This is a genomic window from Burkholderia sp. R-40 (assembly GCF_049942845.1).
GTDB lineage: Bacteria > Pseudomonadota > Gammaproteobacteria > Burkholderiales > Burkholderiaceae > Burkholderia > Burkholderia ambifaria.
In genome coordinates, this window is record NZ_CP187968.1 from 107,407 (window position 1) to 129,983 (window position 22,577).

General features: G+C 69.3%; 18 protein-coding genes and 1 pseudogene. 8 read left to right on the forward strand and 11 right to left on the reverse strand.

Going from position 1 to position 22,577, the window contains the following annotated elements; genetic code table 11:
* Nucleotides 1–59: 59 nt before the first annotated feature.
* A complete protein-coding gene (locus ACP26O_RS16830) occupies nt 60–1,694 on the reverse strand; it encodes a trypsin-like peptidase domain-containing protein (RefSeq protein ID WP_175663822.1) in 1,635 nt (544 codons plus the stop codon).
* 260 nt (nt 1,695–1,954) lie between these two features.
* A complete protein-coding gene (locus ACP26O_RS16835) occupies nt 1,955–2,830 on the reverse strand; it encodes a LysR family transcriptional regulator (protein ID WP_175663719.1) in 876 nt (291 codons plus the stop codon).
* Nucleotides 2,831–2,979: 149 nt separating this feature from the next.
* On the opposite strand from ACP26O_RS16835, the gene ACP26O_RS16840 reads away from it, so the two are divergent.
* Both ACP26O_RS16840 and ACP26O_RS16845 read left to right on the forward strand, forming a co-directional pair.
* A complete protein-coding gene (locus tag ACP26O_RS16840) occupies nt 2,980–4,233 on the forward strand; it encodes an MFS transporter (RefSeq protein ID WP_175663718.1) in 1,254 nt (417 codons plus the stop codon).
* An 89-nt stretch (nt 4,234–4,322) separates the two neighbouring features.
* Nucleotides 4,323–4,430 (forward strand): annotated as a pseudogene (locus tag ACP26O_RS16845) (transcriptional regulator); the annotation flags it as partial.
* Here the strand turns inward: ACP26O_RS16845 and ACP26O_RS16850 are convergent.
* Nucleotides 4,426–5,898 (reverse strand): PLP-dependent aminotransferase family protein, encoded by a 1,473-nt coding sequence (locus tag ACP26O_RS16850; RefSeq protein ID WP_175663717.1) that lies wholly within the window; start codon nt 5,896–5,898, stop codon nt 4,426–4,428. The pseudogene ACP26O_RS16845 and the gene ACP26O_RS16850 sit on opposite strands and share 5 nt — an antisense overlap.
* A gap of 313 nt (nt 5,899–6,211) precedes the next feature.
* Between ACP26O_RS16850 and ACP26O_RS16855 the strand changes: the two genes are divergently transcribed.
* Entirely contained in the window at nt 6,212–7,411 is a 1,200-nt protein-coding gene (locus ACP26O_RS16855) for a GNAT family N-acetyltransferase (protein WP_175663716.1), read from the forward strand.
* Nucleotides 7,412–7,434: 23 nt separating this feature from the next.
* Here ACP26O_RS16855 and ACP26O_RS16860 read toward each other — a convergent pair whose 3' ends face one another.
* Entirely contained in the window at nt 7,435–7,887 is a 453-nt protein-coding gene (locus ACP26O_RS16860; protein ID WP_175663821.1) for a DUF3331 domain-containing protein, read from the reverse strand.
* Nucleotides 7,888–8,382: 495 nt separating this feature from the next.
* On the opposite strand from ACP26O_RS16860, the gene ACP26O_RS16865 reads away from it, so the two are divergent.
* The 3 genes from ACP26O_RS16865 (at nt 8,383) to ACP26O_RS16875 (ending at nt 11,296) form a co-directional block, all read left to right on the forward strand.
* A complete protein-coding gene (locus ACP26O_RS16865; protein WP_175663820.1) occupies nt 8,383–9,447 on the forward strand; it encodes a 2,3-butanediol dehydrogenase in 1,065 nt (354 codons plus the stop codon).
* 249 nt (nt 9,448–9,696) lie between these two features.
* Nucleotides 9,697–10,353, forward strand: a complete 657-nt coding sequence (locus ACP26O_RS16870) for a VC0807 family protein (protein WP_105787853.1) — start codon at nt 9,697–9,699, stop codon at nt 10,351–10,353.
* 76 nt (nt 10,354–10,429) lie between these two features.
* On the forward strand, nt 10,430–11,296 hold the full coding sequence (locus ACP26O_RS16875; RefSeq protein WP_175663715.1) for a CPBP family intramembrane glutamic endopeptidase: 867 nt from the start codon (nt 10,430–10,432) through the stop codon (nt 11,294–11,296).
* A 45-nt stretch (nt 11,297–11,341) separates the two neighbouring features.
* Here ACP26O_RS16875 and ACP26O_RS16880 read toward each other — a convergent pair whose 3' ends face one another.
* The 5 genes from ACP26O_RS16880 to ACP26O_RS16900 all read right to left on the reverse strand — a co-directional run bounded on the left by ACP26O_RS16880 (nt 11,342) and on the right by ACP26O_RS16900 (nt 17,145).
* Nucleotides 11,342–12,322 carry an aldo/keto reductase gene (locus ACP26O_RS16880; RefSeq protein WP_175663714.1) on the reverse strand — a complete coding sequence of 327 codons (981 nt, stop codon included), beginning with the start codon at nt 12,320–12,322 and terminating at the stop codon, nt 11,342–11,344.
* 244 nt (nt 12,323–12,566) lie between these two features.
* Complete coding sequence (locus ACP26O_RS16885) at nt 12,567–13,238, reverse strand: MarC family protein (protein ID WP_041491482.1); 672 nt, start codon at nt 13,236–13,238, stop codon at nt 12,567–12,569.
* Nucleotides 13,239–13,368: 130 nt separating this feature from the next.
* A complete protein-coding gene (locus ACP26O_RS16890) occupies nt 13,369–14,169 on the reverse strand; it encodes an enoyl-CoA hydratase-related protein (RefSeq protein WP_175663713.1) in 801 nt (266 codons plus the stop codon).
* A gap of 40 nt (nt 14,170–14,209) precedes the next feature.
* Nucleotides 14,210–15,532, reverse strand: coding sequence for a phenylacetate--CoA ligase PaaK (gene paaK / locus ACP26O_RS16895; protein WP_165753208.1), 1,323 nt, complete (start codon nt 15,530–15,532; stop codon nt 14,210–14,212).
* 59 nt (nt 15,533–15,591) lie between these two features.
* Entirely contained in the window at nt 15,592–17,145 is a 1,554-nt protein-coding gene (locus ACP26O_RS16900; protein ID WP_175663712.1) for a 3-hydroxyacyl-CoA dehydrogenase, read from the reverse strand.
* 545 nt (nt 17,146–17,690) lie between these two features.
* Here ACP26O_RS16900 and ACP26O_RS16905 point away from each other — a divergent pair.
* The gene (locus ACP26O_RS16905; RefSeq protein WP_126225514.1) at nt 17,691–18,779 is read left to right on the forward strand and encodes a calcium:proton antiporter; all 1,089 of its coding nucleotides are present in this window, start codon (nt 17,691–17,693) and stop codon (nt 18,777–18,779) included.
* A 178-nt stretch (nt 18,780–18,957) separates the two neighbouring features.
* Here ACP26O_RS16905 and ACP26O_RS16910 read toward each other — a convergent pair whose 3' ends face one another.
* Entirely contained in the window at nt 18,958–19,866 is a 909-nt protein-coding gene (locus ACP26O_RS16910) for a LysR substrate-binding domain-containing protein (protein WP_012366190.1), read from the reverse strand.
* Nucleotides 19,867–20,056: 190 nt separating this feature from the next.
* The gene (locus ACP26O_RS16915) at nt 20,057–21,025 is read right to left on the reverse strand and encodes a LysR family transcriptional regulator (RefSeq protein ID WP_105831161.1); all 969 of its coding nucleotides are present in this window, start codon (nt 21,023–21,025) and stop codon (nt 20,057–20,059) included.
* A 364-nt stretch (nt 21,026–21,389) separates the two neighbouring features.
* Between ACP26O_RS16915 and ACP26O_RS16920 the strand changes: the two genes are divergently transcribed.
* Entirely contained in the window at nt 21,390–22,565 is a 1,176-nt protein-coding gene (locus tag ACP26O_RS16920) for an HPP family protein (RefSeq protein WP_175663711.1), read from the forward strand.
* Nucleotides 22,566–22,577 lie beyond the last annotated feature (12 nt).

Below are 22,577 nucleotides of genomic sequence, written 5' to 3' on the forward strand. Positions count from 1 at the left end.
GAAACACGGGCAGCGATGTCGGACGATGGTAGGCGCACGCCCGCGCTCCCGTCAACGCCCTACCGCGCCCGCACGGACACGAACTTGCGCGCGTTCTCGCGCTGGATCAGCACCGCGATCACGCCGCCGCTCGCTTCGAGCGCCGGCACGTCTTCCGGCGTTTCGAGCAGCGTGTCGTTGAGTTCCAGCACGACGTCGCCTGGCCGGATGCCCGCGCGCGCGGCCGGCCCGTGCACCGCATCCACCATCATCCCGACCGCGAGCCCGGTCGAACGCCGTTCGGCATCGCTCAGCGGATGCATCGTCAGCCCGAGCCGATCGCCGCCATCGGCCGGCCGTGCGGCGGCCATCGCCACGCCGGCGGCGCCGGCCGTACCGACCGGCCCTGCGCTGCCCGTCGCGGGCGCGTTGTAGGTCGCGTTGTAAGCCGCGTTGTCGATCGCGTCACCGGTCGCCGCTCCCGTGACCGTCAGCCGCATCGGCGTGCGGTTGCGGATCAGCCGCAGCGGCACCTTGCCACCAGGCGGCAACGCGGCGGCCAGGTCGTTCAGCTCGGCAGCCTGGCCGATCGGCTTGTCGCCGAACTGCACGATCACGTCGCCGGGCCTCACGCCGGCCGCGGCGGCCGGCGAGCCGGGATCGACGCCGTTGACGAGCGCGCCCACCGGACGCGGCAGACCGAACGCGGCGGCCAACCCGGCGCCGACATCCTGTACGTCGACGCCCAGCGCGTTGCCGGACGACAAGGACGACATGCGCTGCGCCTGCGCGTTGGTCCGCATCTGCGCCTGCGCTTGCGCACGCACCTTCATGGCGAACGCGATCGGGATCGCGAACGTCGTGCTCGCGTAGCGGTCGGCGCCGGTGTAGACCTGCACCGCGATGCCGATCACCTCGCCCGCACGGTTGAACACCGGGCCGCCCGAGTTGTCGGGATTCACCGCGATGTCGGTCTGGAAGAACGGAAACGCGCTGCCGTCCGGCAGCGGATGCGCGGTCGCGCTGACGATGCCGGCCGTCACCGTATTACCGGAGCCGTCCGGCGCGCCGATCGTCATCACCGGTTCGCCGGCGCGCACCCGCGCCGAATCGCCGATGCGCACGAACGGCAGCTTCGTCGCGTCGACGCGCAGCACCGCGACGTCGCTCTGCGGATCGACCGCCAGCACCGTCGCCTTCAGGTCACGACGATCGGCCAGTCGCACCGTCACGTCGGTCGCGTCGGCGACGATATGCGCGGACGTCAGGATCAGCCCGTCGGGGCTGACGATGAAGCCCGAGCCGCTGCCCGCGATCGCGCGCGGCGATGTATCGGGCAACGGCGCCTGCGGGCCCTGCCCGGGCATGAGCGGAGGCGGAGGCGCAGGCGGCTGCGCGCCGCGGCGGAAGAACCCGGCGAGCGGATCGTCGGGTTCGAGGATCGCGAAGGCGGGGCCACCGGGCTGCTGGTCGGGGCCGGTGGTCATGATGGTCACGACCGCCGGGCCGTAGCGATCGACGATCGCCGGAAAGTCGACCGGCATCGAGTAAGCGCGTGTGGCGGGCGTGGCGGGCCTGCTTTTCATGACAGGCGGTGGGGCGGGTGTCGCGACGGTCCCGGCACGGGTGGGCGGCGACGACGACAAAATGCCGGCGAATACCCCCCCGATCAACGCGGTGCGAAGCACGGCGCGAGCAAGCGTCTGGCGAACCACGGTGCACCTCCCCCGGCAGTCGCGGCGACGTCTCGCGCGAGACACGCGGACGCCCGGCAGGCGCCGGTACACGCATCCATTTATAGTCCACACCGCGTCGGCCATATACGATTCGGAAACCCGCATGCCAGCGGTCGAATGGCGGCAAAACCGCCCCGGCGTTCGTTCCGGACAAGTTTCGCGGTTCGTCAATCGGAATATTCACCACACATTGCATGCAGTACGCGCGGCCGCGATAGATCCCGCGCCACCGTCCCGCGCTACCAGGCAAGCCCCAGAAAATTGCGCACCACCGCGGACGGATCATCGCGTCGCGACGCGATCGCGAGCCTCGCGCGCAACCCATTGCCCGCGACCGACCGATACACGACGCCCGCGACCTGCACCTGCGTGATCGCCTTCGGCACGATCGACACGCCGAGCCCGGCCGCGACGAGCGTCACCGCCGACGTGATCTGCGGCGCGGGCTGCGCCATGCGCGGTTGAAACCCGGCGGCATTGCACGCGGCGACGATGTCGTCGAACAGCGCGCTGCCGGCTTCGCGCGGCACCTGCACGAACGCTTCGTCGGTCAGTTCCGCCAGATCGATCCGACGCCGCTGCGCGAGCCGATGCGCGACCGGCAACGCGACGAACATCGGTTCCTCGTCCCAGTCCGCCGCCACCAACGTATCGGCGATACGCCGCTCGGGGCGCACGATCGCGACATCGAGCCGCCCGGCCTCCAGCGCCTCGAGCAGCACGCCGGAGGTCGCCTCCTGCAACGTCAGTTCCGCGTCCGGAAACGCTTCGCGAAAGCGGCGAATCAGGTCGGCCACTTTCGAATTGAAAGCGGCCGTGCCGGTGAAACCCACGCGAAGCTGCCCGATTTCCCCGCGCGCGGCCCGTTTTGCCGCGCGTGCCGCGCGCTCGGCATCGTCGAGCACGCGCCGCGCCTCTTCCGCGAACACCTCGCCGGCAACGGTCAATTCGGCGCCGCGTGCGGTCCGCTTGAACAGTTCCACGCCGAGTTCGCTTTCGAGCGCCTTGATTTGCTGGCTCAGCGGCGGCTGTCCCATGCCGAGCGTTTCCGCGGCCTTCGTGAAGTTCGACGTGGCGGCCACGGCCAGAAAGTATCGGAGATGCCGAAGTTCCATGTGCGAGGTGATCCCGGGGTGGATGGAAGCGCGACGTGCGCGTCCAGGTCAGTCGTAAAACGTATCGCTACGGTTTCTTTCATATATTGGACATATGTATGACCGTGCGCAAGAATTCGGGGTATTCCCTGGACAATCAGGTGCAAACCATGTCTTCCCCTGCGATTTCGCCTGCCGCGACCCGCATCCCCAACGCCACGCCTGATGCGCTGCCCGCGGGCGTGTCGCCGCGCTCGGCGGCCTACAAGCGCATCGCGCTGGCGCTGTTCCTGGCCGGCTTTTCCACCTTCTCGCTGCTGTACTGCGTGCAGCCTTTGCTGCCCGCGTTCGCGCGCGAATTCCATATCGGCGCGGCATCGAGCTCGCTGTCGTTGTCGCTGTCGACCGGGCTGCTGGCGGTTTCGATCCTGTGCGCCGGCGCGCTGTCCGAACGCGTCGGGCGGCGCGGGCTGATGTTCGCGTCGATGACGCTTGCCGCGCTGTTCAACGTGCTGGCGGCGATTTCACCGAACTGGAACCTGCTGCTGATCTGGCGCGCGCTCGAGGGTTTCGCGCTCGGCGGCGTCCCGGCCGTGGCGATGGCCTATCTTGCCGAGGAAATCGCGCCCGACGGGCTCGGGCTGTCGATGGGGCTCTATGTCGGCGGCACCGCGTTCGGCGGCATGATCGGGCGGATCGGGATGAGCGCGCTCGAAGAGTACTTCTCGTGGCGCACCGCGATGCTGACGATCGGCGTCGTCGACCTCGTCGCGGCGATCGCGTTCGTGATGCTGCTGCCGCAATCGCGGCGCTTCGTGAAGCGAACCGACCTGACGCTGCGCCATCACCTGCGGCTATGGAACGCGCAACTGCATCACGCGCGGCTTCCGTTCGTGTTCGCGATCGGCTTCCTCGTGATGGGCTCGTTCGTGACGGTGTACAACTACGCCGGGTTCCGGCTGACGGCCGCGCCGTTCAACCTGAGCGCGACCGCCTGCGGGCTGATCTTCGGCGCCTATCTGTTCGGGATGGTGTCGTCGTCGAGCGCGGGCGCCCTCGCCGATCGCCTTGGGCGCGCGCCCGTCCTGGTCAGCGGCATTCTCGTGTTCGCGGCCGGCCTCGCGCTGACGCTGTCGCATTCGCTCGTCGCGATCATCGTCGGGATCGTGCTGATCACGATCGGCTTCTTCGTCGCCCATGCGGTCGCGAGCGGCTGGGTCGGGCACCTAGCCGGATCGGCGAAGGGGCACGCCGCGTCGCTGTATCTGCTGGCCTATTACCTCGGGTCGAGCGTGCTGGGCTCGGCCGGCGGCACGGTCTGGCAGCACGGCGCGTGGGGTGCGGTGGTCGCATATGTCGCGGTGTTGCTCGCCTTGAGCCTGGTGGCCGCACGCCGGATCATTCGCGCGGAACGCGTGCGGTAAGCGGCATCACGTCACGCGCGGGCCGGCACACCGCCCGCGGGCCGCTTGCGGCTCGACTCCGCGATCTGCCGTTCGGCAATCCGCACCCTGTCGCGATCGCGACCGAGGCGATCGCCGACTACCAGGAACGCGTGTCGCTGCCCTGCTTCCAGTGGCATCACACGGCCGTGGTGCCGGCCGACCACCCGCTATTCAATCCCCCGCGACCCGATGCGCGATCGCCGACAAGGTCCGCAGCATCGGCGCGAACGCATCGGCCGACGTATTGCCGAACCCGAGCACGAGCCCGTTGGCCGCCGACGTCGCGTGGAGCGAAAACCCCGACAGCGGAAACGGCCCGATGCCATGCTCGCGTGCCGCTTCGACGATCGCGCGGTCGCGATAGCGCGCCGGCAGCCGCAGCGCCAGATGCAGCCCGCACGGCCCGCCCTCGACCTGATGCGGCGCGGTGAACGCATCGTCCAGCGCGGCGAGCAGCGCGCGCCGCCGGTCGCGATACAGCCGGCGCATCCGCCCGAGATGCCGCCCGTACTCTCCCGACTCGATGAAATCGGCGAGCGCGAGCTGCACGTGGCGCGTCCCGCCGCGCAGCATCTCCGGCAGCGCCGGCCGCACCGCGGCCAGCAGCGCGTCGGGCAGCACGAGAAAGCCGATCCGCAGCGCCGGAAACATCGTCTTGCTGAACGAGCCGAGATAGACGACCGGCGAATCGGCCGCGAGCCCCTGCAACGCGCCGATCGGCTCGCCGGTGTGACGAAACTCGCTGTCGTAGTCGTCCTCGATGATCCACGCGCGATGCCGGCGCGCGGCGTCGATCAGCGCGAGCCGGCGCGAGATCGACAGCACTGCGCCGGTCGGAAACTGGTTCGACGGCGTCGTATAGACGAGCCGCGGCGTCCGTTCGCGCCAGTCCGCGTCTTCCGCGCGCAGCCCCTCCGCGTCGACCGGCATCGGCACGACGTCGAGATCGGCCGCCTGCATCGCCGTGCGTGCGCCGCGATAGCCGGGCTCCTCGACCCAGACCGTATCGCCGGGATTCGTCAGCAGCTGCGCGCACAGCGCGATCGCGCCCTGTGCGCCTTCGGTGATCACGATCTGCTCGGGATCGCAGCGCACGCCGCGCGTCACGGCCAGATGGCGCGCGATCGACTCGCGCAGCGCGCGCTCGCCGAGCGGGTCGCCGTACGCGAGCAGGTCGCGGCCGGCGCGGCGCAGCGCGCGGTCGATCGCGTGCCGCCACGCATCGATCGGAAAATGCGACAGCGCGGGCACGCCCGGCCGAAAGGCGTCCGACTCGCCGGTGCCGATCAGGCTCGGACGCATCCGGCCGAGCCGTTGCGCAATGACCGGCGGCGCGGCCCGCCGACGCGGCGGCGCCGGCCGCGACAGGCCCACCACGCGCGTGCCGCGACGATCGGATTGCAGGAAGCCTTCGGCGACGAGTTGCTCGTAGACGGCCGCCGTCGTGTTGCGCGACACGCCGAGCGTCTCGGCCAGCGCGCGCGTGCCGGGCAGCCGCGTGCCGGCCGGCATCGCGCCGCCGAGAATCGCGTCGCGCACGCGGCGCAGCAATTGCCGCTGCAACGAAGGCGCACCGGCCGTGCGCGCGAGCGGCGCGTCGAGCGGCATTACCGGCGCGGTGCCGGAAGGAAGGGTTGTCGTCATCAGCGTATGGCGGCGTGGAGGTCTCGGTGCATGGCGCGGCAATCGGTGGCGCTATCACGGCGCCGTCGTGGGCACCAACGTGGCGCCCCCCTGGCACCATAAATCAGGGTATGGCGGCGGGGAGGTCTAATGCACGGCGCGTCGATCGCGGCGCAATCACGGCACCGTCGCGGACACCGACATGGCATCACTGCGGCACCCCCGTGGCACCATAAATTCATCGTCGCCTGGCGCTTCTCATGGTACCTCGCCGGGACTACGATCGTCTGCATGCCGGCATGTCGCCGGCCGCCAACCCGAAGCGAGATCGACCTTGCCCACGCTCACCAACGACTTCCAGCAGCCGATCGGCCGCCCCGTTCCCGACTGGTCCGCGCGCCCGCGCCCGGAGCGCATCGTGCTCGAGGGCCGCTACTGCCGCCTCGAACCGCTCGATGCCGACCGCCATGCCGCCGACCTGTACGCCGCATACGCGCAGGCGCCCGACGGCGCCGACTGGACCTATCTCGCGCACGGCCCGTACGCCGACGAGTCGAGCTACCGCGACTACGCGCGCGGCGCGGCGACGAGCGCCGATCCGCTGCACTACACGGTGATCGACCGCGCGACGAACCGCGCGGTCGGCACGCTCGCGCTGATGCGCATCGACCCAGCCAACGGCGTGATCGAGGTCGGCTCCGTCACGTTCTCGCCGCTGCTCAAGCGCACGCCGATTTCGACCGAAGCGCAGTACCTGCTGATGAAGTACGCATTCGACACGCTCGGCTACCGGCGCTACGAATGGAAGTGCGACGACCTGAACGAGCCGTCGCGCAAGGCCGCCGCGCGGCTCGGCTTCCGTTACGAAGGCACGTTCCGGCAGGCGATCATCTACAAGGGCCGCAATCGCGACACCGCCTGGTTCTCGATCGTCGACGGCGAATGGCCGGCCGTGCGCGCCGCGTTCGAAGCCTGGCTCGCGCCGGAGAACTTCGACGCCGGCGGCGCGCAGCGCGAGTCGCTCGTCGCGATCCGCCACGCGCAGGCGCGTGCCCGCGACGCGGCCGGCCGTGCGAACGACGCGACGCGCGTCACGGTCCGGCCGCTCGTCGCCGCCGACGAAGCCGCGTGGCGCCCGCTGTGGCAGGGTTATCAGAAGTTCTATGACACCGCGCTGAGCGACGCCGTATTCGCGACGACGTGGGCGCGCCTGATGGATCCCGCCGAACCGATGTTCGTGCTCGGCGCATTCGACGCGTCGGGCGCGTTGATCGGCATCGTGCACGCGATCTACCACCGCTCGTGCTGGACCGAAGGGCCGTACTGCTACCTGCAGGACCTGTTCACGGCGGCCGACGCGCGCGGGCAAGGCGCCGGCGGCGCGCTGATCGAGGCCGTGTACGAGCGGGCCCGCGAAGCCGGTGCGAGCCGCGTGTATTGGCTCACGCACGAAACCAATACGGCCGCCCGCGCGCTGTACGACAAGCTCGCGAACAACGCGGGGTTCATCCAGTACCGGAAGGATCTCAAGTAACGCGTGGATGCAACCGGCCGCGTTCAGCCGAGGACGTCGACCGGGTCCGCCGCCTCGCCGCAGGCCGGCGCAACGTGACGCACGATGCCGGCCGCGTCCGGCACAGACGCGGGGTGGATCATCTCGTCGCCGTTGACGGGCACCGGCCGCCGCACCGGCCGGTACACCGGCTCGCCCGGCTCGATCGGCTGCCCCGAGATCGCGCAGCGGCCCGCCTGCGATGCGGCGTGCAAGCGCCAGCGCTGCTCGCCGTAATGACAGCGCCCGCTTTCGCTCCAGCGCACCAGCAAGCCGTTGTCGCCGGCCTCCAGGACCGTGACGAACAGTTGCGGCCGCAACGGTGAAACGCCGGCCGCGACAGGCGTCGGCACCGGTACGCGCTCGTCGCTCGCCGACGGCATGACGTCCCGCTCGTCGGCTACCAGCATGTGATACGACACGTATTCGCAGATCAGGCTTTCGATGAAGTTCGGCATGCTTGACGACATTCCGTTGAAATTGACACGGGCCGCGCACCGCGCGCGATCGGGCTGCCGCAGATGATACAAATTGAAGTTAACTTCAAGTAAAGCCGGAATGTGCGCAACGATGCGTTTCGCTGATCGGCACAATGGGCTGGCATAACGGCATGCGACGGAGCCCGCCGCCGAGCCACGCGTCTCGCGTTTCGTCTCAAACCGCTGAGACGAATGTCCCGGCGTCTCATGCGAACCACGTCGTCGCAATTGCAGCAAATTCAGCGCGCAATTCATGCAATATCCCCGGATGCCAACGCAAGAGACACCTGCTGCACCGCACACCATCGCCCCGCCCCGCTCGCCACCCGAGCGCCGATTCAAGCTGGCCCCGTTCCTGCATATCGATCGCTCGCGCAATCGCGCGACGGACGCACCGGCCACTTGCCGCGCGTCCGACGACAACCTGACGGAGACACCAACGTGAGCACACCGGCACCGAACACCGCACCCAGCATGAAGGCCGCCGTCTGGCACGGCCGCAACGACATCCGCGTCGAAGAGGTTCCCGTTCCGGCGCACCCGCCGGCCGGCTGGGTCAAGATCCGCGTGCACTGGTGCGGAATCTGCGGCTCTGACCTGCACGAATACGTCGCCGGCCCCGTGTTCATCCCGGTCGACGCGCCGCACCCGCTGACGGGCCTGAAGGGCCAGTGCATCCTCGGCCACGAGTTCAGCGGCGAAATCGCGGCGCTCGGCGCGGGCGTGACGGGTTTCGCCGTCGGCGACCGCGTGACGGCCGACGCGTGCCAGCATTGCGGCACCTGCTGGTATTGCAAGCATGGGCTGTACAACATCTGCGAGAACCTCGCGTTCACCGGGCTGATGAACAACGGCGCGTTCGCCGAATACGTGAACGTGCCGGCCGAGCTGCTGTACAAGCTGCCCGAGAACTTCCCGACCGAGGCCGGCGCGCTGATCGAACCGCTCGCGGTCGGGCTGCACGCGGTGAAGAAGGCCGGCAACATCGTCGGCCAGACCGTCGTCGTGGTCGGCGCCGGCACGATCGGGCTGTGCACGATCATGTGCGCGAAGGCCGCGGGCGCCGGGCGCGTGATCGCGCTGGAAATGTCGGCCGCGCGCAAGCAGAAGGCGCTGGAGGTCGGCGCGACGGTCGTGATCGATCCGAAGGCGTCGGACGCGATCGCGGAAATCAAGGCGCTGACGGGCGGCTACGGCGCCGACGTGTCGTTCGAGTGCATCGGGCACACGGCCACCGCGCAACTCGCGATCGACGTGATCCGCAAGGCCGGCAAGTCGGTGATGGTCGGCATCTTCGAGGAGCCGACGTCGTTCAACTTCTTCGACATCGTGTCGACCGAGAAGGAAGTGATCGGCTCGCTCGCATACAACGGCGAATTCGCGGACGTGATCCGCTTCATCGCGGACGGCCGCATCGACGTGCAGCCGCTGATCACCGGGCGGATCGCGCTCGGCGACATCGTCACGCACGGCTTCCAGGAGCTGGTCAACCACAAGGACCGGAACGTGAAGATCATCGTCCAGCCCGCGACGGCCTGACGAACGCGAGACCGGGCAACCGGGCAAGCGGGCAAGCGGGCGATGATCGCCGCGTGACGGCCGGACGCGGTGGCGGGCGGCCGCAAGCGGCCCCCTCGGTAGCCTTGGCGCGGCCCGCCGTCCGCCCGGCCCGCGCGCGCGCCCGGATTCGGTGCATGCACAACGGCGCCGGGTGCGGCGCGCGGGGTCCGACTTCGATATACTCGAACCGACCTCACCGCCCCGCGCGCCACCCGCGCGCCCGCTTCCGTGAAACGACGAGCCGGCCTGATCCTCGAACTCTTCGTCAACCTGGCGCTGCCCTGGGTCGCCTACCGGGTCGCGCATCCGTATTTCGGCGAAACCGGCGCGCTGTACGCTTCCGCGATTCCGCCCATCGTCTGGTCCATCGTCGAATTCATCCGCTCGCGCCGCGTCGATGCGGTGGCCGCCGTCGTGCTGCTCGGCATCGCGCTGTCGATCGCCGGCATGGCGCTCGGCGGCAGCGCGCGCACGCTGCTGATGCGCGAATCGCTCGCGTCCGGCGCGATCGGCGTCGTGTTCCTGCTGTCGCTGTTCCGCGATCGCCCGCTGATCTTCTACCTCACCCGCGCGACGGTCGCCCGCGAGATGGCCGGCGGCGCCGCGCGTTTCGAGACGGTGTGGGCCGAGCAGCCGGGGCTGCGCCAGATGCTCCGGCTGATGACCTTCGTGTGGGGCGCATGCATGACGCTGGAGATGCTGCTGCGCCTGTGGATGGTCGTCGCGTGGCCCGTCGAGCGCGTGCTCGTCGTGTCGCCGATCATGGGCTACACCGTGTTCGGCACGCTGCTGCTGTGGACCTTCTGGTACCGGCGGCGGATGCGCGAGCGCAACAGCGTCGACATCCCGACCCGCGACGGCGTCACCGAGATCGCCGGCCGCTGAGCGCCGGCCTGCCCGGCCGCACGTCACGGTCGCTGGGGTATGATGCGCGGCGTCTCGTTCCACCATGCATCGCCCCATGTCTCTTTCGCTTCTCCCGTGTGCCACGATCTGCCTCGCCCTGTTCGCCGCCGCCGCATTCGCGTGGCTGCGTCCGTTGCACGGCCCGAGCATCGCTGTCGCGGCGCTCGGCTATGCCGGCGCGCTGGCAGTCGGCAAGCTCTCTCCGATCGTGCTCGCGCCGCTCGCGCTGCTCGTGGCCGCCGCCTGGGGCGTCGCGCCGAGCCGCCCGCTCGCGGTGCGGATCGCCGCGCACGTCGTGTTTGCCGCGCTCGCGATCGCGCTGAGCCTGCACCTGATTCCCGGCTTCCATAATCCGCGCGTGATCGAGCCGACGCGCTTCACGCCGGACGCCGTGCCGTTCACGATGTACCTGAATTTCGACAAGCCGCTGGTCGGCCTGTGGCTGCTGTGGGTGCTGCCGTGGGTCATGCCCGACGTCCCGCCGGCGCGCGCGCTGCGCACCGGTGCCGTGGCGTGCATCGCAACGGCCGCGGTCTGCCTCGTCGGCGCGCTCGCGTTCGGGATGGTCGGCTGGGCGCCGAAATGGCCGGCGTCGGGCTGGATGTGGCTCGTCAACAACGTGCTGCTCGTCACGCTCGCCGAGGAAGCGCTGTTCCGCGGCTACGTGCAAGGCGGGCTCACGCGCGTGCTCGGCCGCTTCGGCTGGGGGCCGTGGGTCGCGCTCGCGATCGGCGCGCTGCTGTTCGGCGCCGCGCACGCGGCCGCCGGCTGGCAGTGGATCGTGCTCGGCACGGTGGCCGGCATCGGTTACGGCCTGGCATGGCGGCGCGGCGGGCTGCTCGCGTCGGCGGTCGCGCATGCGGGGCTGAACGTGATCCACTTCGGGCTGTTCACGTACCCGATGCTCGCCGCCGCGCGCTGAGCGACGCGTACGGCGGCGGCGCCCGCCGGTTTCGCCCGATTGAACTCAGTTGAAACCGGCCACCGCGTGCGGCACGTACGGCCCTTCGAGCGCCGCGATTTCGTCGTCCGTCAGCTTCAGTTCCAATGCGCCGAGCGCATCGTCCAGATGATGCGGCTTCGAGATGCCGACGATCGGCGCGGTGATGCCGCGCTTGTGCGCGACCCACGCGAGCGCGACCTGCGCACGCGGCACGTTGCGCGCGGCGGCAATCGCCGCGACGGCCTCGACGATCGCGCGATCGGCATCGGCCGTCGCGTCATAGAGCCGCTGGCCGACGTCGTCGCTCTGCTGCCGGCCGGACGACTCGTCCCAGTTGCGCGTCAGCCGGCCGCGCGCGAGCGGGCTCCACGGAATCACCGCGATGCCCTCGGCCTCGCACAGCGGCAGCATCTCCCGCTCCTCCTCGCGATACAGCAGGTTCACGTGGTTCTGCATGCTGACGAAGCGAGTCCAGCCGTTCTGCGTCGACGTGTGTAGCGCCTTCGCGAACTGCCACGCGAACATCGACGACGCGCCGATGTAGCGCGCCTTGCCGACCTTCACGACGTCGTGCAGCGCCTCGAGCGTCTCCTCGATCGGCGTGCCGTAATCCCAGCGGTGGATCTGGTACAGGTCGACGTAGTCGGTGCCGAGCCGCTTCAGGCTCTGGTCGATGTCGGTCATGATCGCCTTGCGCGACAGCCCCGCGCCGTTCGGCCCCGGCCGCATCCGGTAGAACACCTTGGTCGCGATCACGACGTCGTCGCGTTTCGCGAAGTCGCGCAGCGCGCGGCCGACGATCTCTTCCGACGTGCCGTCCGAATACATGTTCGCGGTATCGAAGAAATTGATGCCGGCCTCGATCGCGCGCTGGAGGATCGGGCGGCTTTCCGCTTCCGGCAGTGTCCACGGATGCGTGCCGCGCGACGGCTCGCCGAACGTCATGCAGCCCAGCACCAGCTTCGACACGTCCATCCCGGTCGACCCGAATTTCACGTATTCCATCGCTCGCCTCGTCATTGAAGGGGGGTTGCGGCCGGATGCGCGCCGCGCGTCGGTGCACCGCGCACGAACGCCGGGGCGTGCATCCGCCGGACGTCGCATGGTATCGCGCGGCGCGCAAACGTGTGTCGGCGCACTCGCGCGCCGCCGCGCGGGATCGGGTCAAACAGACGAAAGACGAACGCGACCCGCGACCCGCACGCATCGCGCGGGGCCGGGCCCGGTCACACCTCGAAGAACGAACGGATTACTTGATCTGGTCGGCGAGCGGCCGCAGGAACTCGGAGAACCCGGTCAGCATGATCTGCACGCCGATGCACAGCAGCAGGAACGCGGACACGCGCTTCGCGACCTTGGTGCCTTCGATGCCGAGATAGCGCGACAGCAGCGCGGCGCGGCTGTAGGTCAGCCAGATCACGACCGCGACGAGCGCGGACACCGCGATCGACACGATGCTCGACAGCATGAATTCCGACAGCTTGTGCGTGCGGTTCGCGTTCAGCGCGATCGCGGTGGCGATCGAACCGGGGCCGACCGTCAGCGGCACGGTCAGCGGGAAGAATGCGCGGGTCATGATCGCGTTCGCGTCGATCGGCTTGACCGGCGTGTCGCCGCCGCCCGGGCCGTCCGGCTCGTTCAGCATCTGCCACCCCGCGACGGCGACCGCGAAGCCGCCGCCGATCCGCAGCGCTTCCATCGAGATCCCGAAGAAATGTAGCACCGGCGTGCCGGCGAAGAACGCGACCAGCAACACGATGAAGGCGTTGAACGCGACCTTCTTCGCGAGCAGGTTCCGTTCGTGCTCGGTCAGCGCCTCGGTGCGTTCGAGAAACAGGAACGCAATGCCGATCGGATTGATGATGCCGATCAGGCCGGTAAAGCCGAACAGGATCTCGGAGATAAGGCGGTCGACGATCATCGGGGCGAGGAAGCGATCAGGGCTGGGGCCGGCGGCGCGCCGGAGGTCACGCATTGTAGAGCAAGCGCCCGCGCGCGCGACGCAATTCGCGACCCGCGCCCCGCGGGCCGCGCCACAGCCTCGGTCGGCGTCAGTCGGTGCCAGCCTCCCACGCCGGCGGCCGCTTCGCGAAGAACGCGGCGAAGCCCTCCTTCGCTTCCGGCGTGGCCCGCACGCGCGAGATCGTCTGCGCGGTGAACGCCGCGCGTTCGTCCGACGGCGGGTACTCACCGATCGCGTCGAAAAAGCGCTTGATCTCCATCAGCGCATTCGGGCCGTTGCGGCTCAGCTCCGCGAGCGTCTTGTCGAGTGCTGCGTCGAGCGCGTCGAGCGGCACGGCCTGGTGGATCAGCCCGATCGCGACGGCTTCGCCGGCCGCGAACTGCGTCGCCGTCAGCGCGAGCCGGCGCGCCTGGCGCTGGCCGACCGCCTCGACCAGATACGGTCCGATCACCGACGGCAGGATCCCGAACCGTGCCTCGCTGACCGAAAAGCGCGCATGATCGCTCGCGATCACGATGTCGCAGGCCGCGCACAGGCCGACGCCGCCGCCGAACGCGTGGCCCTGCACGCGGGCGACCGTCGGCTTCGGGCACTGCCGGATCGCGCGCATCATCGCGGCGAACCGCTCGGCGTCGCGCAGGTTCGCGGTCGCGTCGTTCGCGCTCGCGCGCTGCATCCACTGCAGGTCGGCGCCCGCACAGAACGCGCGGCCGTCCGAGCGCAGCACGATCGCGCGCACGTCGTCGCGCCGGCCGAGCGTCGTGAACGCGTCAGTCAGCTCGGCGATCATCGTCTCGTCGAACGCGTTGAGCACGTCGCCGCGCTGCAGCGCGACGGTCGCGATGCCGCGCGCATCGACGGCAACGGCCAGGGTCTTCAATCCATCCATCGAACAGGTTTCCTCGCGGTAGAACAGGGAACGGCGAAATTCATGCGGCCTGCCGGCGGTCGATCACGCGCCGGGCCTTGCCGGTCGCGGTCGCGGGAATGCCGCCGGCGGCGAGCACCGTCACGCCGGCCGACACGCCGATCATCGTCTTGATCCGGTGCTGCAGCTCGCGCCCGATCGCCGCGCGCTCGCCGTCGGTCACGCATGCGGCGGCCTCGGAGCGCAGCTCGACCGCGAGGTCGAGCCGATCCATGTGGCCGTCGCGCGAGATCGTGACCTGGAACTGGCCCGACAGCTTCGGCTGCGCAACCACGATTTCCTCGATCTGGCTCGGGAACACGTTCACGCCGCGCACGATCAGCATGTCGTCGGAGCGGCCCGTGATCTTCGCGAGCCGGCGCATCGCGCGCGCGGTCGGCGGCAGCAGTGCGGTGAGGTCGCGCGTGCGGTAGCGGATCACCGGCATCGCTTCCTTCGTCAGCGACGTGAACACGAGCTCGCCCTCGCTGCCGTCCGGCAGCACTTCACCGGTCACGGGATCGATGATCTCCGGATAGAAGTGGTCTTCCCAGATCACCGGGCCGTCCTTCGTCTCGACGCATTCGCACGCGACGCCGGGGCCCATCACTTCCGACAGCCCGTAGATGTCGAGCGCGTCGATGCCCACGCGCGTCTCCACTTCCTCGCGCAACGCCTGCGTCCACGGCTCCGCGCCGAAGATGCCGATCTTCAGCGACGACGCGGCCGGGTCCATCCCCTGCCGCACCATCTCGTCGATCAGGTTCAGCATGTACGACGGCGTGACGAGGATGATCTTCGGCTCGAAATCGCGGATCAGCTGCACCTGCTTCTCGGTCTGCCCGCCCGACATCGGCACGACCATGCAGCCGAGCCGCTCCGCGCCGTAGTGAATCCCGAGGCCGCCCGTGAAGAGCCCGTAGCCGAACGCGTTGTGCAGCGTGTCGCCCGGGCGGCCGCCGGCCGCGCGGATCGAGCGCGCGGTCACGTTCGCCCAGGTGTCGATGTCGCGCGCCGTGTAGCCGACCACCGTCGGCTTGCCCGTCGTGCCGCTCGACGCATGCACGCGCACGACCTGCTCGCGCGGCACCGCGAACAGCCCGAACGGATAGTTGTCGCGCAGGTCGTTCTTGGTCGAGAACGGGAATTTCGCGAGATCGGCGAGCGTCTTCAGGTCGTCGGGGTGCACGCCCGCCGCGTCGAACGTCCGACGATAGTGCGGGACGTTGTCGTACGCGTGGCGCAGCGACCACTTGAGGCGCTCGAGCTGCAGCGCCTGCAGTTCGTCGCGGCTGGCGGTCTCGATCGGATCGAGGGCGGCGGCGGGATGCGTCGGGTGAGTCATCGGGGTGCTCCTCCAGTGGAGTGATGTCGTTATCGTGATCGGGGTGATGCGGCCGCCGGCTAGCGGAACGTGCGGCCGGCCGCGTGCAAGGCGGCGAGGCGCGGCGACACGCGATAGCGGTCCTCGCCGTAGCTCGCCGCGAGGTTCGACAGCACGCGATGCACGCGGCCGATGCCGATCGCATCGGCCCACGCGAGCGGGCCGCACGGGTAGTTCACGCCCTTCTCCATCGCGAGATCGAGATCGGCGGGCGAGCACACGCCCTGGTTGATCGTGTCGGCCGCCTCGTTCGCGAGCATCGCGACGGTGCGCATCGCAACCATGCCCGGCACGTCGGCGACGCCGACAACCCGGAAACCGGCTTGCTGGAACAGGCCGACCGCATCGGCGTAGGCGGCGTCGCCACACTGGAGCGCGCGCGTCAGCGCGACCAGCCCGGCCTGCGCGTAGTCGCGCGCGAGATCGACGAGCACGAGATCGGCCACGCCGGTTTGCGCGGCGCGCACCGTCGCGGTGCGGCCGTCGGTCAGCGCGATCGACGCGCGGCCGGCCACGGCGAGCAGTTCGTCCGCATGCGCGCCGTCGCGCCGCGCACCCGCGATGCGTTCGGCGAAGCGTGCATGCAGCGCGGCGGCCGGGCCGTCCTGCGCGAACAGCACGACGTCGGCCGGCGCGTCGCGTGGCGCTTCGAGTTCCGGCGCGGGCGGCGTCGCGCCGTCCGCATACGAATAGAAGCCGCGCCCCGACTTGCGCCCGAGGAAGCCCGCGTTCACGAGTTCCTGCTGGATCAGCGACGGCGTGTAGCGCGGATCGTTGAAGTACGCGCGGAACACCGACTCGGTCACCGCGAAATTCACGTCGTGGCCGATCAGGTCCATCAACTCGAACGGCCCCATGCGGAAGCCGCCGGCTTCGCGCATCACCGCGTCGATCGAGGCCGGCGTGCCGCCCTGCTCGTTCAGCACGCGCAGCGCCTCCGCGTAATACGGCCGCGCGACGCGGTTCACGATGAAGCCCGGTGTCGATTTCGCCATCACGGGCTGCTTGCCCCACGCGGCGGCGGTCGCATGGAGCGCCTGCGCGACTTCCGGCGCGGTCGCGAGCCCGCAGACCACCTCGACGAGCGCCATCAGCGGCGCCGGATTGAAGAAATGCAGGCCGGCCACGCGCTGCGGCGCGCGCAGCCCGGCCGCAATCGACGTGATCGAGATCGACGACGTGTTGGTCGCCAGCACACAGGTATCGTCGACATGGCGCTCGAGCGTCGCGAAGATCTCGCGCTTCACGTCGAGACGCTCGGCCGCCGCCTCGACGATCAGCGCGGCGCCGGCGAACTCGGCCAGCGCGCGCACCGCGCGAATCCGGTTGCCGGCCGCGTCGGCCTGCGCCCGCTCCATCCGCCCCTTCTCCGCGAGCCGCGCGAACTGCGCGCGGATGCCGGCGAGCGCCTTGTCGCATGCCGTGTCGTTCAGGTCGTACAGCAGCACGGTATGACCGGCGGCCGCCGCGACCTGCGCGATGCCCGCGCCCATCGCGCCCGCGCCGATCACGCCGACGACTGCCGACGGCGCCAGCGCGCCCGAATTCACCGAATGTGCAGAAGAACCAGCCATCGCTTGCGATCCGTCAATGAAGTGGAAGTGCGAGCGATTATAAACCGACCGGTCGGTAGATTTATGTCAGGGCGAGCCCGAATTTGTCGTGCAATAGAGCGTTACGCAAACTGCAAAAACAAAAAAATCGAACGATCGGGGCACTTTTTGTAAACCGAAAGGTCAATGAAAGAATTGGAATATGAGATAGCGACCCCCGAACGCCTGATAAAATTCGACAAATCGCCGGATTCCAGGGGAAACCGCGTGTCACACCGCTGCCCATCGCCCGCCGCCCTTTCGGGGCCGGTTCCGCACCGCAGGGCCGCCTGCCGGCACGTCCACGCGCCCCGCCATCGGCACCCGGTCGCATCGAACCGTTTCATCCAGCGACGGGCTTCGGCCCGCCCGCGCCCCTCGCCGCCTCAGCGCGGCGAACCGGAGGCAGCACCGTTGCGCGCTGCCGCCCATCAGCATCATCGTCCTCGTTCGGCGGATTATCCGGCCGGGCTTCGTCAATCCGTGACGGCGCGTTGCGCGCCGCCACTCGCATAGGGAAACCGTCCATGCCGATCTCGTCCAACCAGCTCCCGCGCTGGACCCTCTGGGCCCCGCTTGCCGCGTGGCTGGTACTCGCGCTGTCGCGCGTCGTGCCGGCCGAAGGCCTCGTCATCGCAGTGTTGGCCGCCGCGCTCGCCGGCGCCGTGTTCGCCGCCGTCCACCATGCCGAAGTCGTCGCGCACCGCGTCGGCGAGCCGTTCGGCACGCTCGTGCTCGCGGTCGCCGTGACCGTCATCGAAGTCGCGCTGATCGTGTCGGTGATGCTCGGCGCCGGTCCCGAGAAATCGGGCCTCGCGCGCGACACCGTGTTCGCCGCCGTGATGATCATCTGCAACGGCATCGTCGGCCTCTGCCTGCTGGTCGGTGCGTGGAAGCACGGCGAGCAGGACTTCCAGGGGCGCGGGGCGAGCAAGGCGCTCGCGGTGCTCGCGTCGCTGTCGGTGTTGTCGCTCGTGATGCCGAACTACCTGAACGCCGCGCCCGGTCCGTTCTTTTCGAAATCGCAGCTGGCGTTCGCCGGCGTGTCGTCGCTCGTGCTGTACGGCGCATTCGTATTCGTGCAGACCGTGCGTCACCGCGACTACTTCCTCACCGCGCACGACAGTGCGAATGAATCGGTGCATGCCGCGCCGCCCACCGGCCGTACCGCGCTGATCAGCCTCGTGCTGCTGTTCGCGAGCCTCGTCGCGGTCGTGCTGCTCGCGAAGCTGCTGTCGCCGGCCGTCGAGCATGCGGTGATGAAGCTCGGCGCGCCCGAAGCGGCGGTCGGCATCGTGATCGCCGCGCTCGTGCTGCTGCCCGAAGGGCTCGCGGCCGTCACCGCCGCACGCGCGAACCGCCTGCAGACCAGCATGAACCTCGCGCTCGGTTCGGCGCTCGCGAGCATCGGGCTCACGATCCCGACCGTCGCGGCCGTGTTCATCTGGGTCGGCCAGCCGCTCACGCTCGGCATCGGCGCGATGGAAACCGTGCTGCTGGCGCTCACGCTGCTCGTCAGCACGCTGACGCTCAGCCAGGGGCGCACGACGGTGCTGCACGGCGTCGTGCACCTGTCGCTGTTCGCGGCGTATCTGTTCCTGTCGATCACTCACTGATGTCCGACAGCGCGCGGCCCGGGGGATCGTTTCCGCCGGGCCGCGCCGCGCTTCATTTCCTCTGCTTCATCCTCCCCGCTTCACGGCCCGGCTAGCGGCCCCGAATCACCAGATGCTGGCTGACCAGGATTCGCTTCAGGTTCGCCACCTCGTTGCGGCGTCAGACTCGTGCCTTTGGCTATACGCCACCACCATCCGCCCCTTCCGTCAGAAACCGCTCGACCATCGCGTTGAATACCGGCAGCGCCGGATTGTCGTTGTCCGCGCGCCAGGCGAGATACAGCTCGGCCGCCACGTCGACGCCCGCGAGCGGCCGGAACACCACGCCGTCGACATGCAGCTCGCGCGCCGACGCCGGCACGAGCGCGGCGCCCAGCCCCGCGCGCACCAGGCCGAGGATCGTATGCGTCTGCCCGACGTAATGCAGGTAGTTCGGCAAGCGGCCGGCGCCAGCGAACATCCCCGAGATCATGTCGTGGAAGTACTTCCCCTCGTTCGGCGAATACGCGATGAACGGCTGCCGGTCGAGCTCGTCCGGGCCGATCCGTTCGTACGCGGCGAGCGCTGAGCCCTGCGCGACCGCGACGAGCATCGGCTCACGCTGCACGAGCCGGTATTCGAGCGGATGGCGCGCGGCGCGCTGGCGCACGAAGCCCGCATCGAGCATGCGCGACGCAAGCGCGTCGATCTGCACGGTCGACACCATTTCGCGCAATTCGACATCGACGTCCGGCAGCGCATGCGCCGCATGCGCGAGCAGCACCGGAATCATCCGGTACGCGCTGACCGCCGTGAAGCCGAGCGTGATGCGACCGGCCCCGCCGTGCGCGACGCGCTGCGCGGCCTGTTCGGCCCGCGCGGAAAACTCGAGGATGTGTCGCGCATCGCGCAGAAAGCGCTCGCCGGCCGCGGTCAGCCTGACCTGCCGGCTGCTGCGCTCGAGCAGCGCGATGCCGAGCGCGTGCTCGAGCAACTGGATCTGCCGGCTGAGCGGCGGCTGCGTCATGAACAGCCGCTTGGCCGCGCGCCCGAAATGCAGTTCCTCGGCGACGGCAACGAAGCAGCGAAGCTGGTTCAGTTCAATCATTCAAATCTTGAATCCATCGATCGTCTTTTGATGTTAGACCGATATCGATACGATTCCCATACTCGGTTGCCCCGGATCGAACGCCGTCGGGATCGCGCTGATGACGATCGTGTTCTTTGGCCTTCGCATCACGCCGGCCGCGTGACGCGCGGCGCCGCGCCGCCCGGCAAGCGAACCGACGTCCGCGGCGTCACGCGCGCTGGCGCTTGCCCGTCGTGTGCTCGACCGTGAGCCGGTCGAGTTCGCGCAAGTCGTTCTCAAGCGCCGGCGTGAGCGTCGTGCGCAGATGGTCGAGGAAGGTGCGGATCTTCGCGTCGAGATAGCGGCGCGTCGCATAGACGGCGTACACGCTGACCGTCTGCAGCCGGTAGTCGGGCAGCACGCGGATCAGCCGCCCTTCGCGAAGATCGTCCAGCACCGTGTACAGCGCGACGCACGCGATGCCGCGCCCCGCCCGCACCGCGACGCACAGCGCATCCGGCACGTTGACCTGGAACGGCGCCGGCTGCAGTTCGTAGACGGTCTCCTCGTCGTCGCCGCGCTCGAGCCGCCACTCGCTGGCCGGCGACGCGGGCGTATCAAGGCGCAGGCATACGTGGTTCGGCAGGTCGTCCGGCGTCGTCGGCGTGCCGTGCCGCGCGAGGTAGTCGCGCGATGCGACCAAAACGCTGCAGCTCGTGCCACAGGTCTGCGCGACGTAGCCGGAGTCGGGCAACTGCGACGCGGTCACGATCGACACGTCGTAGCCCTCCTCGACGAGGTTCGGCATCCGCTGCGCGAGCGTCAGCTCGACCGACACGTCCGGGTTGTCTTCCTGATACCGCACGATCGACGACACGACATGACTCTGCCCGAGCCCCGTCATCGCATGGATGCGCATCTTGCCGCTCGGCCGCAGCAGCGCGTTGCGCGCTTCGGCGTTCGCGTAGTCGATTTCGGCGAGGATCGATTTCGCCCGCTCGAAATAGCGCTCGCCGCTTTCGGTGAGACCGAGATGGCGCGTCGTGCGATGCAGCAGGCGCGTCTGTACGTGGGCTTCGAGATTCGAAACCGCGCGCGACACCTGCGCGGTGGTCGCGTCGATTTCTTTCGCGACCGCGGTGAAACTGCCGGCTTCGACAACGCGCACGAACAGGCGCATGTTTTCGAGCATGTCCATTGAATTGGCTTGGGGAGGGTCGGTGGGGAAACGTCGGCGGCGCTCGCGTCAGAGGGGAATCGACGCGTGCGCGCCAACGCAGCGCAAGCGATCGCCATGCCGGGGAATGGGCGGGAGAGCGGGCATCGCGTGCGTGGCTGTGGCATATCGGGGAATTCGGTGGCCGGAATTGTACGCCGCCGCACGCAAAATTGCGCGATCGCGCGGCCGCCACGCTTTCATCCGATGAAAGGTTCTTGCAAGCCCTGCGCGTCGCACACAGGCAACGCGTTGATGCGGCGCGACAATTTGTATCACAACGCGATATAATCCCGCTTTTCTTGCGCCGGATCATCCGCGCCGTCCTTTTTACCGCTTACCGTCCATGTCGTCAGGCTCCTCCCCGTCGCGCCGCACGTTCCGCCAATGGCTGCACAGCTTCATTCCCCATCCGATGACGCTCGGCTGGCGCGAACGCATGCGCTCGTGCGCGGGCGCGCTCGTCGGTATCGCGACGGTCGGCGTCACGATGCGGGTGCTGCCCGGCGTGCCGGGCCTGGTGCCGCTGCTCGTCGCGCCGATGGGCGCGTCGGCCGTGCTGCTGTTCGCGGTGCCTGCAAGCCCGCTCGCGCAGCCGTGGTCGATCATCGGCGGCAATCTGGTGGCGGCGAGCGTCGGCGTCGCGTGCGCGCAATGGATCGCCGATCCGATCACGGCCGCCGCGGTCGCGGTTGCCCTCGCGATCGGCGGCATGTTCGCGCTGCGCTGCGTGCACCCGCCGTCGGGCGCGGTCGCGCTGACGGCCGTGCTCGGCGGCCCGGCGATCCACGCGCTCGGCTTCGGCTTCGTGGTCGAGCCGATCGCGTTGCAGTCGGGCATCCTGCTGTCGGCCGCGCTCGTGTATCACGCGCTGACGGGCCATCGCTATCCGCACGGCGGCGTGCGTCCCGACGCGAAACCGCAAGCCGGCAGCGCCGCGCCTGCGCGTGGCGGCTTCACGCGCGCCGATCTCGACGCGGTGCTCAAGCGCCGCAGCGAATGGCTCGACGTCGATCCGGACGACCTCGAAATGCTGCTGCGCGAAACCGAGATGCAGGCGTATACGCGCACGTTCGGCCAACTCACGTGCGCCGACCTGATGACGAAGAATGCGATCGAAGTCGCGCCGTCCACGTCGGTGACGGCCGCGCTCACGCTGCTCGAGCGCCATCGCGTGAAGGCGCTGCCCGTGGTCGACGGCGACGCTCGCCTGATCGGCATCGTCACGCGCGCCGACCTCACGCGCCAGGCGCGCCGCCCGACGCCGCTGTGGCAACGGCTGTCCGCGCGGTTGCCGCAGTCGTTCGGCGGCCAGCCGCCGAGCGTCGCCACCGTGATGACCCGCGACGTCGCGTCCGTGCCGCAAACCATGCCGCTTACCGCGCTGGTGCCGCTGTTTACGCACTCGGGCCACCACCACATCCCGGTCGTCGACGCGTCGCGCCGGCTCGTCGGGATCATTACGCAGACCGATCTTGTCACCGGCCTGTACCGGCAAACGCAGATGCTGGAAGCCGCGTAACCGGAACGAACG

What these genes read in the sequence shown, in the direction of transcription:
- ACP26O_RS16835 (WP_175663719.1), bottom strand. Translation starts at nt 2,830, where the DNA reads ATGGAACTTCGGCATCTCCGATACTTTCTGGCCGTGGCCGCCACGTCG.
- ACP26O_RS16840 (WP_175663718.1), top strand. Translation starts at nt 2,980, where the DNA reads ATGTCTTCCCCTGCGATTTCGCCTGCCGCGACCCGCATCCCCAACGCC.
- ACP26O_RS16850 (WP_175663717.1), bottom strand. Translation starts at nt 5,898, where the DNA reads ATGACGACAACCCTTCCTTCCGGCACCGCGCCGGTAATGCCGCTCGAC.
- ACP26O_RS16860 (WP_175663821.1), bottom strand. Translation starts at nt 7,887, where the DNA reads ATGCCGAACTTCATCGAAAGCCTGATCTGCGAATACGTGTCGTATCAC.
- ACP26O_RS16865 (WP_175663820.1), top strand. Translation starts at nt 8,383, where the DNA reads ATGAAGGCCGCCGTCTGGCACGGCCGCAACGACATCCGCGTCGAAGAG.
- ACP26O_RS16875 (WP_175663715.1), top strand. Translation starts at nt 10,430, where the DNA reads ATGTCTCTTTCGCTTCTCCCGTGTGCCACGATCTGCCTCGCCCTGTTC.
- ACP26O_RS16880 (WP_175663714.1), bottom strand. Translation starts at nt 12,322, where the DNA reads ATGGAATACGTGAAATTCGGGTCGACCGGGATGGACGTGTCGAAGCTG.
- ACP26O_RS16885 (WP_041491482.1), bottom strand. Translation starts at nt 13,238, where the DNA reads ATGATCGTCGACCGCCTTATCTCCGAGATCCTGTTCGGCTTTACCGGC.
- ACP26O_RS16890 (WP_175663713.1), bottom strand. Translation starts at nt 14,169, where the DNA reads ATGGATGGATTGAAGACCCTGGCCGTTGCCGTCGATGCGCGCGGCATC.
- paaK (WP_165753208.1), bottom strand. Translation starts at nt 15,532, where the DNA reads ATGACTCACCCGACGCATCCCGCCGCCGCCCTCGATCCGATCGAGACC.
- ACP26O_RS16900 (WP_175663712.1), bottom strand. Translation starts at nt 17,145, where the DNA reads ATGGCTGGTTCTTCTGCACATTCGGTGAATTCGGGCGCGCTGGCGCCG.
- ACP26O_RS16905 (WP_126225514.1), top strand. Translation starts at nt 17,691, where the DNA reads ATGCCGATCTCGTCCAACCAGCTCCCGCGCTGGACCCTCTGGGCCCCG.
- ACP26O_RS16910 (WP_012366190.1), bottom strand. Translation starts at nt 19,866, where the DNA reads ATGATTGAACTGAACCAGCTTCGCTGCTTCGTTGCCGTCGCCGAGGAA.
- ACP26O_RS16915 (WP_105831161.1), bottom strand. Translation starts at nt 21,025, where the DNA reads ATGGACATGCTCGAAAACATGCGCCTGTTCGTGCGCGTTGTCGAAGCC.
- ACP26O_RS16920 (WP_175663711.1), top strand. Translation starts at nt 21,390, where the DNA reads ATGTCGTCAGGCTCCTCCCCGTCGCGCCGCACGTTCCGCCAATGGCTG.